Annotated in this window: 11 protein-coding genes; 7 read left to right on the forward strand and 4 right to left on the reverse strand. The window is 72.9% G+C overall.

All coding sequences use genetic code 11. The features are described 5' to 3' along the window. Nucleotides 1-23: 23 nt before the first annotated feature. On the forward strand, nt 24-2,300 hold the full coding sequence (tap, locus tag SXIM_RS26300) for a telomere-associated protein Tap (RefSeq protein WP_046725268.1): 2,277 nt from the start codon (nt 24-26) through the stop codon (nt 2,298-2,300). Between the two features lie 6 nt (nt 2,301-2,306). Beyond that, nucleotides 2,307-2,867, forward strand: coding sequence for a telomere-protecting terminal protein Tpg (tpg, locus tag SXIM_RS26305; RefSeq protein ID WP_046725269.1), 561 nt, complete (start codon nt 2,307-2,309; stop codon nt 2,865-2,867). 177 nt (nt 2,868-3,044) lie between these two features. Here tpg and SXIM_RS26310 read toward each other — a convergent pair whose 3' ends face one another. Then, nucleotides 3,045-3,782, reverse strand: a complete 738-nt coding sequence (locus SXIM_RS26310; protein ID WP_030737689.1) for a Mut7-C RNAse domain-containing protein — start codon at nt 3,780-3,782, stop codon at nt 3,045-3,047. An 81-nt stretch (nt 3,783-3,863) separates the two neighbouring features. On the opposite strand from SXIM_RS26310, the gene SXIM_RS26315 reads away from it, so the two are divergent. From SXIM_RS26315 to SXIM_RS26325, 3 genes are all read left to right on the forward strand, one after another. After that, nucleotides 3,864-4,517, forward strand: coding sequence for a TetR/AcrR family transcriptional regulator (locus SXIM_RS26315; protein ID WP_107073965.1), 654 nt, complete (start codon nt 3,864-3,866; stop codon nt 4,515-4,517). 87 nt (nt 4,518-4,604) lie between these two features. Continuing rightward, entirely contained in the window at nt 4,605-6,143 is a 1,539-nt protein-coding gene (locus SXIM_RS26320) for an MDR family MFS transporter (protein WP_046725953.1), read from the forward strand. A 145-nt stretch (nt 6,144-6,288) separates the two neighbouring features. After that, nucleotides 6,289-7,110: an SAM-dependent methyltransferase gene (locus SXIM_RS26325; RefSeq protein ID WP_046725270.1), complete on the forward strand. Its 822-nt coding sequence runs from the start codon at nt 6,289-6,291 to the stop codon at nt 7,108-7,110. Nucleotides 7,111-7,190: 80 nt separating this feature from the next. On the opposite strand, the gene SXIM_RS26330 is transcribed toward SXIM_RS26325, so the two are convergent. The 3 genes from SXIM_RS26330 to SXIM_RS26340 all read right to left on the reverse strand — a co-directional run bounded on the left by SXIM_RS26330 (nt 7,191) and on the right by SXIM_RS26340 (nt 10,206). Further along, a complete protein-coding gene (locus SXIM_RS26330; protein WP_046725271.1) occupies nt 7,191-8,519 on the reverse strand; it encodes an MFS transporter in 1,329 nt (442 codons plus the stop codon). Next, nucleotides 8,516-9,178, reverse strand: coding sequence for a GntR family transcriptional regulator (locus SXIM_RS26335; protein WP_046725272.1), 663 nt, complete (start codon nt 9,176-9,178; stop codon nt 8,516-8,518). The genes SXIM_RS26330 and SXIM_RS26335 overlap by 4 nt, the downstream gene beginning before the upstream one ends. An 89-nt stretch (nt 9,179-9,267) precedes the next feature. Beyond that, nucleotides 9,268-10,206, reverse strand: a complete 939-nt coding sequence (locus SXIM_RS26340) for an RNA polymerase sigma-70 factor (RefSeq protein WP_046725273.1) — start codon at nt 10,204-10,206, stop codon at nt 9,268-9,270. A gap of 173 nt (nt 10,207-10,379) precedes the next feature. Here SXIM_RS26340 and SXIM_RS26345 point away from each other — a divergent pair, with 173 nt between their 5' ends. Together SXIM_RS26345 and SXIM_RS26355 are read left to right on the forward strand one after the other, a co-directional pair. After that, complete coding sequence (locus SXIM_RS26345) at nt 10,380-10,865, forward strand: carboxymuconolactone decarboxylase family protein (RefSeq protein WP_030737711.1); 486 nt, start codon at nt 10,380-10,382, stop codon at nt 10,863-10,865. A 277-nt stretch (nt 10,866-11,142) separates the two neighbouring features. Next, the gene (locus tag SXIM_RS26355; RefSeq protein WP_030737714.1) at nt 11,143-12,306 is read left to right on the forward strand and encodes a pectate lyase family protein; all 1,164 of its coding nucleotides are present in this window, start codon (nt 11,143-11,145) and stop codon (nt 12,304-12,306) included. Nucleotides 12,307-12,310: the final 4 nt, after the last annotated feature.

The following is a 12,310-nucleotide window of genomic DNA, read 5'->3' on the forward strand; positions in this document are numbered from 1 at the left end:
CGGCGGGGGATAAGGTTGCGGTCATGTCTGACGCGGAGAACGCCCTGTTCGCGGCGGTTGACGCGCTGGTGGAACAGGCCGCCGCGCACGGCGAACTGCCCCCACCGGCGGAACGCCGGCGCCTGCGGGAGGCCGCCGGGCTCACCCGGCAGCAGGTCGCCGGGGCGCTGGACGTCAGTTGGCAGGCGGTGGCCGCCTGGGAGTCCGGCCGAGCGGTGCCCCGCCCGCCGAAACGCGCCGCGTACGCCCGCCTGCTGGAGCGGCTCGCCGAACGCCATCCGCAGCCGGCCGCACAAGGCGGAGCGAGTCGTCCGGCGGAGGGCGCGGCGGGGGACGGGAAGCGGACCGACGGTGCGCCGGGTGCGCGGGAGGAAGAACCACCGACGGCGGGCGCGGCCACGGAACGGGCGCGGGGGGTCCTCGCGGACGCGCCGGATGTGCCGGACGCATACGGAGCGGATGCCTCCCCGGTGCCCCGCACGGAACGGGAAGGCGCCGCCGCCCCTCCGTCCGGCGCACCGGCTCCCGGCCGCCGACCCGCCGCCGGAGGAAGCGACCGCCCGGGGAAGCCGGCCGCCGACCGTACGGGTACGGCCGTCGGCGCGGTGGCCGTACCGGGTCCGGCACAGCCCGGCGACGACGCCCAAGCCCTCCCCGGCGCCGGACCCGCCCGTCCGGCCGGCGCGCCGTACCCGGCGGGGCCGCTCGTCGTCCTGGACGGTGCCGCACTCGCCCACACCGCCGACGGCGGCACCCTGCACTGCCCGGCCGCCACCGTCACGGAACTGGTGGAGTGGGCGCTCGGCGCCGGCATCGGGCAGGAGCGGCTGCACCGCCACGGGCGCGACGCCGATCCGCTGGTCGTGCTCACCGAAGCCGCCGCAGAACGGCTCGGGCTGCCCGCGCGGCTGACGGACCGCCGCAACCTCCGGCTGCCCGAGGACCACCCTGCGGTCCGCGACCTGCTCGCGGCCGGCTGGCGGCTGACCCGCCGCGGGTTCGGGCCCTGGGCCCGCGTCCACCAGCCCGTCGAGGCGCACGGCACACGCCGCTGCGTCCAGCTGGCCGTGCTGCCCTGGGACGCCCTCGATCCCCGCGCCTGGTCGGACCTCACCGCTTTGGCCACGCCCGGTGAACTCGCCCGCGCCCTGGGCACGTACGCCACCCGTGTCCTCACTCCGCGGGGCTCCACCGCCGTCAACGGGCTGGAGCTGATGACGGCGCTGCGTCCGCCCACCCGGCCGGTACGGGACGCGACCGGCGGCTGGACCTCGGGCCCCGTCGCCGGGTCGCTGGCCGTCGCGGTGGACCCGGCCCCGCCGGAGGCCCCCGACGAGCATCCCGTCGCGGCCGGCCGCGATTCGCACGACGTCCTCGACGAGGAGGCGTACGAGTGGGTGCGCGACCCGGACCTGCTCAGCGACGCCGAGTGCGCCCTGCCCCATGCCGTCGGCCTGGACGTGAACATGGCGTTCGCCGCCGCCGCCAACCGGCTGCGGGTCGGCCTCGGCGCCCCCCTGCACACCGACGGCCCGCGCTTCGACCCCAAGCTGCCCGGCGCCTGGTACGCCGACCTGTCCGGCATCGCGACGGACCCCCGGCTGCCGTCCCCGTTCACCCCCACCGGACAGCGCCCCACCGGGCCGGCCTGGTACGCGACGCCGACCCTGGCCTACGCCGCCGAACTCGGCCACCCAGTACGGCCGCTGGAGGCCTGGCTGCGGCCGGAGGCCGGACCGTACCTCGACCCCTGGTACACCCGGCTGCGGGACGCCTACCTGGCGACGATGGCGGACCTGGGGGTGACCAAGGACCTCACCGACGCGGACTTCCTGGCCGCCATGGAACGGCACCGCGGCGCCGACCCGGCGACCGCGGGGGTGCTCTCCGCGATCAAGGCGACGGTGAAGGGCGGCATCGGCAAGCTGCGCGAACGCCCGCAGGGCGCGGGCCACCGCCCCGGCGGCCGGTGGCCCGCCCTGGAACGGCCCACCTGGCGCCCCGACATCAGAGCCGCCGTCATCGCGCAGGCCCGCACCAACATGCACCGCAAGATGGCGCGGATGGCCGCCCACGGCCACTTCCCGCTGGCCGTGCTGTCCGACTGCGTCGTCTACCCCGCCCCCGGCCCCTCCCCGCTGGACCTGCTGCCCCGCACCGGGGACGGCGCCCCGGCGCCGGGGGTCTTCCGGCTCGGCGTCTCACCCGGCATGGTCAAGCTCGAAGGAGCCAGGGAACTGTGGTGGGCCGCCGAACTCATGGAGCAGGGACACAACCCCGCCCGGCACATCAAGGAGTAGCACCTCGTGGGAGAGATCGGCGACGGCATCGAGACCGCGCTCCAGGCCACGGCCACCCGCCCGCCGCCGGTGACTCCCGGCGCCCGGTTCCGGCTGCTGCTGCGCGCCGAGAAGGGCTCCACCAAGGCGGTGGCCGCCCGGCTCGGTATCTCCCCGCGCACCGTGCAGCGCCATCTCGCCGGGCAGATCAGACGCCCCACGCCACGGCTGGCCGCCGCGCTGGAACGTGAGGTGCGCCGTGCCTGGCAGCCCCGCGTCCGGGCCCGCGCCATCCGCGCCGCCTCCGCCGCCGGGGTGGTGGTGGAAACGCGCGCCCGGTTCGGCTTCACGGCCGCGCCCGGCTCCACCGACGACCCGCGGCTGCGCCGGCTCACCGAGCAGTTGCCGCCCGACGCTTCGGCCCGGCTGCTGGCGGCCCATCAGGCCGGCGGCTCGGAGGAGGACCTGCGCCGCATCCTGGGTGAGGCGCTCGGCCACGTCTACTTCCGCGACCACGGCCGCCGCGCCCAGGGCCTGGACGTCGAGATCAACGATGTCGACTACCTGGAGCTGAACCTCGGCGGCTGACCGGCACCGGCGTCCTCGGTTTCGGCAGGGTCCTGGCCATGGGTGTCGAACCGCCGCGCCCGGGGCGGCCGGGGCCATCCGGCGGCCACGGGAGGGATACCGTCCCACGCCGCCGCCGCGCGGCGGCGCTCGCGCGCTTCGCCCGCACCGGCCGTTCCCCGGTGGAATGAGCGGCGCTCAGCCGCCGGCGGCCGGGCCGAACTCCGCCAGGGCCGCGGCCACGATGGCCTCCAGATGGTCGGAGTGGGCGCCGCGCCAGTAGACCCGGGCACAGCGCTTACAGCGGGCGAACACGTCGTACGTGCGCCGGGTCCCGCCGTCCAGGCCGGGGGCGACCTCGTCCTTGCCCACGGTCTCCAGCTCGCCGTTGCACGCGGTGCACCGCGTCCACGGGGCGAGACGGGGCGCGAAACGGCCCAGTACGTCGCGCAGTTGCTCATCGGGCCGGTCGCTGTAGACGAAGCCGCCCGCCCAGATCTCCCGGCGGCGCAGCAGCCCCCGGTCGCGGGAGAGCAGCACCCGGCGCTCGGTGGCGGAACGGGTGGCCAGGGCCGGGTCGCCGATGTCCTCGCTCTCGTAGGCGGCGTCCACCCCCAGCAGCCGCAGCCGGCGGGCCAGGGTGCCCAGGTGGACGTCGAGCAGGAAGCGCAGTGGCGCGCCCGGCACCCGCTGGGGCCGGGTCACCGCGGCGACCTCGATGGTCTCGCCGCCCCGCGGGACGTAGGAGAATTCCACCGGCCTGCCGTCGGCGGTCAGAGTGCCGACCTCGGTGAGCGGGGTGCCGCAGGACTCCACGACATGGCCGAGCGTGGACACCTGGTCGACGGCGGCCCGTACGCCTTCCGCGCGCCGGCGCGCGGACAACAGCGGGTGGAGTGCGGGGGCGAAGTGGAGCCGGATCTCTGGGGGAGGCACCGGGCCAGCATCCCATTGGCCGGGTGGCCGGCACCGGAAATTAATTTTGCAGGCTCTGCACTTTTGCATACCCTGCAAGGTGTGACCGGTGAACAGAGGCCCGAGGGGCTGCGCGACCGCAAGAAGCGGGCCACTCATCGTGCGCTCACCGAGGCAGCCGTACGGCTCGCGGCCGAGCACGGCGCCGAGAACGTCACCGTCGAGGCGATCAGCGAAGCCGCCGGTGTCTCGCCGCGTACCTTCTTCAACTACTTCGACAACCGCGACGAGGCCTTCGTCATGATCGACGCGGACGTCGCCGACCGGGTGCGGCGGGCGGTGCTCGACGCACCACCCGAGCGCCCCCCGCTGTGGGCCGTCGCGGACGCCTACGCGGCCGAACTGCCCGACCCCGGAACCGGCCACGAACTGTGGGAACTGCGCGTCCAGGTGCTGCGCCGCTCCCCGCATCTGCTGGTCCGCACCCTGGGCGCGCACCAGGCCGACGAGAAGAGGCTCGCGGGCACCATCGCCGCACGCGTGGCCGCCGCCGGATGCGCCGACCCCGGTGTCTACCCCCGGCTGCTGGCCGCCGTCGCCAACACCGCGGCCCGCGTCGCCATGGAGCACTGGAGCTCCGGCGACCGGGAGCGGCCCGTCCCGGAGATCTTCCGTGAGGTCTTCGGCCACCTCGCCGCCGGACTGCCCGCCCCCGGGCCCGCCGCGGCCCTGACCACCACCTCGGCCGGGTCCTGAGGACCCGGCCGCCACTTACACCCTCCGCACATCGAGAAGGACATCGTGACCCTCACGACCGAGGCGCCCGAGGAAACCCCGGGCGCCATGACCAACCGCCAGATACTCCAGGCGATGTCCGGCCTGATGGCCGGCATGTTCGTCGCCATCCTGGCCGGCACGGTGGTGGCCAACGCCCTGCCCCGCATCATTACCGACCTCAATGCGAGCCAGTCCTCCTACACCTGGGTCATCACCTCCGAACTGCTGGCGATGACCGCCACCGTCCCGCTGTGGGGCAAGCTGTCCGACCTCTACAACAAGAAGCTGCTGCTCCAGCTGTCCCTGGGCCTGTTCCTGGTCGGCTCGCTGCTGGCCGGCTTCTCCCAGGGCGTGGGCCTGCTGATCTTCAGCCGGGTGGTGCAGGGCATCGGCGCCGGCGGGCTCACCGCCCTCGTCCAGATCGTGATGGCCGCCGTGATCCCGCCCCGCCGGCTGGGCAAGTACGCCGGGATCTTCGGCGCGGTCTTCGCCGTCGGCACCGTCGCCGGACCGCTCATCGGCGGCGTCCTGGTCGACACCCCCTGGCTGGGATGGCGCTGGTGCTTCTTCATCGGCGTGCCGTTCGCCCTGGCCGCGATCGTCATCCTGCAGCGCACCCTGACCCTGCCCACCGTGCGCCGTGAGGTCAAGATCGACTACCTGGGCGCCGGGCTGATCGTCGCCGGGGTGTGCGCCCTGCTGATCTGGACCACCATGGCCGGCAACCAGTTCGACTGGGCCTCGTGGCAGACCGCCGTCCTCACCGGTGGTGGCGTGATCCTGCTGGGCTTCGCCGTTCTCGTGGAGTCCCGGGTGGCCGAACCGGTCATCCCGCTGACGATCTTCCGCAACCGCACCGTCACCCTGACCACCGTCGCCAGCCTCCTCGTCGGTCTGGCCATGTTCGGCGGCACCGTCTTCCTCTCCCAGTACTTCCAGATCGCCCTGGGCAAGTCCCCGACCGTCGCCGGCCTGATGAGCCTGCCGATGATCGGTGGTCTGCTGGTGTCCTCCACAGTCGCCGGACAGCTCATCAGCGCCACCGGACGCTGGAAGATCTATCTGGTGGCCGGCGGCATCACCATGACCGCCGGGCTCGGGCTGCTGTCCACCATCGGTGCCGACACCGGGTTCGGAGTGCTCAGCATCTACATGGCCCTGCTGGGCGTCGGCGTCGGCCTGCTCATGCAGAACCTGGTGCTGGCCGCCCAGAACGACGTGCCCGCCGCCGAACTGGGCAGCGCCACCTCCGTACTGTCCTTCTTCCGCAGCATGGGCGGCACCATCGGCACCTCCGTGCTCGGCGCGGTGCTCGCCAACCGGGTCGCCGGCCAGCTCGGCGGCTTCGACGCGGGCGGCGACAGCCACTCGGTGCCCGACATCTCCGAGCTGTCGGACGAGGCCCGCGAGGTCGTCCAGAACGCCTACGGCAACGCCACCGGCGATCTCTTCCTGATCGCCACCCCGTTCGCCGTCCTCGCCCTGATCACCGTCCTGTTCATCAAGGAGAAGACGCTGAAGACCACCAACGCCACCCAGCGGCTGGCCGAGGAGGCCCGGCAGGAGGAGGCCGCCGCCAAGGAGACGGCCCCGACCACCGGCTGACCCCGGACGCCGCGCCCGACCCGCGGAGCCGGGCGGGCGCGGCGTACCGGCGCCGGGTTCCGTTACCCCACCGGGTCTGTGACGGGCCATCGGTTCTGTGCATGATGGGACCCACGGTCCCTCTAGCGATGGCGAGTTGACCCCGATGGGTGAGTACGGCAAGGACGTGCGGGAGACGGCGGCGGCACCGGAGATCGACACCTCGGTCCCGCACTCGGCCCGGATATGGAACTACTGGCTCGGCGGCAAGGACAACTACGAGGTCGACCGGACGGCGGGCGACCAGTACGCCGCGACCTTCCCCGGGATCTTCGACATCGCCCGGGTCAGCCGCTACTTCCTGCACCGCACCGTGCGCCACCTGGCGGGCGAGGCGGGCATCCGGCAGTTCCTCGACGTGGGCACCGGCCTGCCCACCGAGGACAACACCCACGAGATCGCCCAGCGCGTCGCCCCCGACGCGCGGATCGTGTACGTCGACAACGACCCGCTGGTGCTGGTGCACGCCCAGGCGCTGCTCACCTCGACCCCCGAGGGCCGCACCGATTACATCGACGCCGATCTCCACGACCCGGCCCGCATCATCCGGCTGGCCTCCCGCACCCTGGACCTCTCCCGGCCCGTCGCGCTGATCCTCTCCGACGTCATGGGGCATGTCCCCGACGACCGGCGGGCACAGGACGTGGTGCGGCAGCTGGTGGGCGAGCTGCCGCCGGGCAGCTATCTGATGCTGTCGCACGGCGCCACCACCTCCCAGGAGGTCATGGAGGCGCAGGACGACTACAACGACAGCGGCGCCGCCCCGTACCGGTTGCGCACCCTGGAACAGATCTCCCGGTTCTTCGACGGCATGGACCTGGTGGAGCCCGGCGTGGTGCCCATGCCCCAGTGGCGGCCCGATCTCGGTGAACTGAGCCCGCACCCCGAGGGTGCCGGGATCGGGGGGCTCGCCCGCGTCCGCGGCTGACCCGCGGCGGCGGGGCCCAGGCCACCCGACCGGCGGTTGTCGTGGATCGTCCTGATGGCCCCGCCGGCCGGCCCACCGCCTCAGCCCGCGCCGACCTTCTCCCGCGCGCGCACCGCGGGCGCCCCGCGCCGGGCCGGGGCCGGATGCCGTTCCTGCTCCCGGCGCATCGCCCGGCCGTGCAGCCGCAGCAGCTGCGTCACGCCGACCGCGATGAAGAGCAGTACCACCGAGAGCGCGATGCGGTAGTCGTCGCCGGTGGCGTCCAGCAGCAGCCCGACGCTCAGCAGCGCCAGCGAGGAGGCGGTGAAGCCGCCGATGTTGACGATGCCCGAGGCGGTGCCGTGCCGCTGCGCCGGGTTGGCCAGCCGCGCGTAGTCGAAGCCGACGGTGGAGGCCGGCACACAGCCGCCGAGCACCACACACAGCAGCACCAGCAGCCAGGCCGGGGCGCCCTCGCCCGGCCACCAGATCGTCGCCGTCCACGTCACGGTGACGAGCGCTGTCACGCTCAGGACCACCGGCAGCCGGGCGTTGCGCCAGCGGCTCAGCAGCCAGCCGAACGGCAGCCCGAGCAGCAGGCTGGTCAGCACCACCAGGGTGAGCAGTTCGCCGGCCGTCACCCGGCCGTAGCCGTGCTCCTCGACCAGGAACGGCAGCCCCCACAGCAGCAGGAACACCATCGCAGGGCACTGCGTGGTGAAGTGCGTCCACATGCCCAGCCGGGTGCCCGGCTCGCGCCAGGCGGCCCCGATCTGGCGGCGGATCGCGCCCCGGCCGGTCGCCGGAGCCGGCTCCGGCGCCTGCCCCCGCGGCTGGTCCCGCAGGAACAGCACCAGCGGGATCAGCACCAGCAGGCCGCCCAGCGCGCTGCCGGCGAAGGCGGTGACCCAGCCCGAGTCGTTGAGCACGCGGGAGAGCAGCAGGGTGGAGGTGAGGTTGCCGGTCATCCCGGCGAGGCCGGTGAGCTGGGCCATCATCGGCGCGCGGCGGGCCGGGAACCAGCGGTTGCCCAGCCGCAGCACGGCCAGGAAGGTCATCGCGTCGCCGCAGCCCAGTACGGCGCGGGCGGTGAGCGCGGTGCCGTAGGAGGGGGCGTAGGCGAAGCCGAGCTGGGCGGTGACGAGCAGGGTCAGGCCCAGGATCAGCACGCGCCGGCTGCCGAGCCGGTCCACCATGACGCCGACGGGTATCTGCATCGCCGCGTAGACGAGCAGCTGGAGGATGGGGAAGGCGGACAGCGCGGAGGCGCCGACCGCGAAGCGGTCCGCGGCGTCGAGCCCCGCCACCCCGAGGGAGGTGCGGAAGACCACGGCGACGAAGTACACGGCGACCGCGATCAGCCACACGGTGACGGCACGCCGGCCGCCGGCCGGATCGGCGGGCGCGCCGGGATCGGCGGGGGAACTCACCGGACCTCACCCCTGGCCAGTTCGGAGACCCGGCTGACGTGCCGGACGGTGACGGCCAGCGCCGCCTCGGTGTCGCCGGCCCGCAGCGCGTCCAGGATCTGCTGGTGCTCGGCGAGGGCGAGGGCGATCCGGTCGGGGCGGGAGCGTACGACGGCCACACCCATGCGCAGCTGCCGGTCGCGCATCTGGTCGTACAGCCGGGACAGGATCGCGTTGCCGCCGCTGCGGACGATTTCGGCGTGGAAGGTGCGGTCGGTGAGCGCCATGTCGGCCAGCCGGCCGGCGGCGGCCTGGGCGCGGTGCAGCTCCAGCAGTTCGGCCAGCCGGTCGGTCAGCCCGGGCGGGGCGGGTACCGCCTTGCGCACGGCGTGCGTCTCCACCAGCAGCCTGGTCTCCACCACGTCGGCGATCTCCTGGGCGGAGACGGGCAGCACCATGGCGCCCTTCTTCGGGTAGAGGCGGATCAGCTCCTCGCTCTGCAGGCGCAGCAGCGCCTCGCGCACGGGGGTGCGGGAGACGCCGGCGGCCTCGGCCAGCTCGCCCTCGGTGAGCAGGGTGCCGCCCTCGTAACGGCGGTCCAGCACGGCCTGCTTGATGTGCTCGTAGACGTGGTCGGCTGCGGGGGGACGTTTGGCGGTGGGGGCTGCGTGCTGCGGCATGCGCACAGGATAGATACAACAGAGACGCGCGGTGGGCGCGCGTCCGCCATGCGGGCGGAGCGTTCCGGCCCGGCCGGCGTGCGGAGGGCTCAGCGGCGCAGCGCGGTCTCCCGGTCCATATGGGTCAGCTTCTCCGGGTTGCGCACGGCGTACAGGCCGGTGATCAGGCCGTTGTCGACGTGCGCCGTCACCACCGTGTCCAGTGCGCCGTCCAGCCGGACGATCAGCGCGGGGTGGCCGTTGACCTGTGCCGGGCGCAGTGCCGCGGTGACCTTGCTCATGCCGCCGAGCAGCAGCCGGGCCACCTTGTCGGCCCCCACGATCGGCCGCGGGACGGCCTGTTTGACGCCGCCGCCGTCTCCCAGCAGGACGACATCGGGCGCGAGGATGTCCAGCAGTCCCTGCAGGTCGCCGGTCTCCGTCGCCCGCCGGAACGCCTCCAGCGCGTCCCGGGTGCTCGCCTTCGAGACGGTCTCGCGGGGGCGGCGCGCGGCGACATGGGCCCGGGCCCGGTGCGCGATCTGCCGGACGGCGGCAGGGGACTTGTCGACCGCGTCGGCGATCTCGCCGTACCCGAGGTCGAACACCTCGCGCAGGACGAACACCGCCCGCTCGGTCGGCGCGAGCGTCTCCAGCACCAGCAGCATCGCCATCGAGAGGCTGTCGGCGAGTTCGGCGTCCTCGGCCACGTCGGGGGCGGTGAGCAGCGGCTCGGGCAGCCAGGATCCGACGTAGGACTCCCTGCGGCGGCCCAGGGCGCGCAGCCGGGTCAGCGACTGGCGGGTGGTGATCCGCACCAGGTAGGCGCGCCGGTCGCGCACCTCGTCCAGTGCGACGCCGGACCAGCGCAGCCAGGTCTCCTGGAGGACGTCCTCGGCGTCGGCGGCCGAGCCGAGCATCTCGTAGGCGACGGTGAACAGCAGGCTGCGGTGGGTGATGAAGGCGGCGGTGGCGGGGTCCGTGCCGCCCCCGGACCGTGCCTCGGTGTCCGCGGTGGGCTCGCTGGGTGTGCTGTGGTTGCTGGTCACCGGCTGCTCCTGCCTTCCTGGTGCCAAGGGTGGCACGCGCACAAGACGCCGGGACGCCGCGCCGTGTGACACCCACCCGCGGTGGTGCTCGTCACACGCCGTACCCGTCACAGGGGCAGGGTGGTCGGCATCTTGTGGTCGGCAGTGCACCACCCACGAGTGAGGACGACGTCATGGACGCCCGGTTCAACCTGTTCGACAACGAGATCGCGCTCACGTTCGCCAAGCGGTTCGCCAACGCCGCCCTGATCATCCAGCAGTCGCCGCTGCCGCACTCCCTCCAGGAGCTGGTCTCGCTGCGCGCCAGCCAGATCAACGGCTGCGGCCACTGCGTCGACATGCATGTGAAGGAGGCGGCCGCCGCCGGTGAGAGCGCGGTGCGGCTGCACCTGGTGGCCGCCTGGCGCGAGTCCACCGTGTTCACCGAGGCGGAGCGCGCCGCTCTGGCGCTGACCGAGGAGGGCACCCGGCTCGCCGATGCCCACGAGGGGGTCAGCGACGCGACCTGGGCCCGGGCGCGTGAGCACTTCGACGACGACCGGATCGGCGCGCTGGTCTGTCTGATCGCCATGATCAACGCGGCCAACCGGCTCGCGGTGATCACGCACCAGAAGGGTGGCGGGTACGAGGCGGGTCAGTTCGCCGCGGCACTCGACTGACCGGCGTCCGGGCTCTGTCGGACGGATCCGTCCGACAGAGCCCGGACGCCGGCGAACCGGCCCGGGACCACGCGGTCCCGCGCCGGTTCGTGTACGAACGGGCGGGCCGGGAAATGGCCCGTGCTGCGCGAACCGTTGACATGAGGCAGTTGTCAACTCAATCTGGTTACGGCCGGGTTACTGCAACCGGTTGCACCATCGTGGGTTCACATGCCGACGACCTCACGAGGGCTCGCTGGCCCTCGGAACGTTCCCCCACCGGCTGAGAGGACTCCTCATGTCGCGCACCTTACGCACTACCCGCACCACCGTCAGGGCCGGCATCGCCCTGGCCGGCGGACTCGCCCTGCTGGCCGGCGCGCTGACCGCCGTCTCCCACGCGGGCACCGCCGAGCAGCGGACCCCGGACACCGTGCCCGGCACCTTCGCGGCGGACCCGTTCGCCGACGCCCCCATCGGCTACGCGGCCGAGGCCGGCGGCACCACCGGCGGCGAGGGCGGAAGCACCGTCGCCGAACACCTGCTCAGCGAGTACGCGGACAGCAGCGGGCTGAGCCCTTCCGAGGCGCTGTACCAGCTGCTGAAGGCCCACCAGAAGAGCGAGGAGGAGGGGCTGATCGTCTATGTCGACCTCTCCCTGGGCCAGGAGGGCCTGAAGGAGAGCAAGATCGACATCAAGGACGTCGAGAACGTCTCGATCCTCGGCGTCGGGGACGCGGGCGAGCTGGACGGGGTGGGCTTCAAGGTCACCCGCTCGCAGAACATCATCATCCGCAACCTCGCCATCCACCACGTCTCCGAGGGCGAGGGGGACGCGATCGAGGTGACCGACAACAGCTCGCACGTGTGGATCGACCACAACGACCTGTCCAGCGAACGGGACAACGAGCCCGACAAGGACCACTACGACGGTCTCGTCGACATCAAGCGCAACAGTGAGTACATCACCGTCTCGTGGAACAACATCCACGACCACTGGAAGACCTCACTGATCGGCCACAACGACAGCGCCGACCAGGCCCCCGACAAGATCACCTACCACAACAACGCCTTCACCTCGCTCAACTCCCGGGTTCCGCTGATCCGCCACGCCGACGTGCACATGCTCAACAACGTGTTCACCGACATCAACGGGTCGGCCATCAACGCCCGGATGGGCGCGCGGGTGCTGGTCGAGGGCAACTGGTTCGAGAACGTCGGCTCCGGTGAGGTCGATTCGCACGCCGGGTACATCGAGGGCCCGGTCGGCTGGTTCTACGGCAGCTCCGAGACCGGCTACTGGAACCTGAAGGACAACACCTTCATCGACAGCCCTCACGAACACCTGGAGTCCACCACGGACTTCACCGTCCCCTACAGCTACCGGGCGGACACCCCGGCCGCCGCCAAGCAGGCGGTCGAACAGTACGCGGGCACCGGCGTCATCGACGTCAATCCCTGATTTC

The sequence above is a fragment of the Streptomyces xiamenensis genome (genome assembly GCF_000993785.3).
Classification (GTDB): domain Bacteria; phylum Actinomycetota; class Actinomycetes; order Streptomycetales; family Streptomycetaceae; genus Streptomyces; species Streptomyces xiamenensis.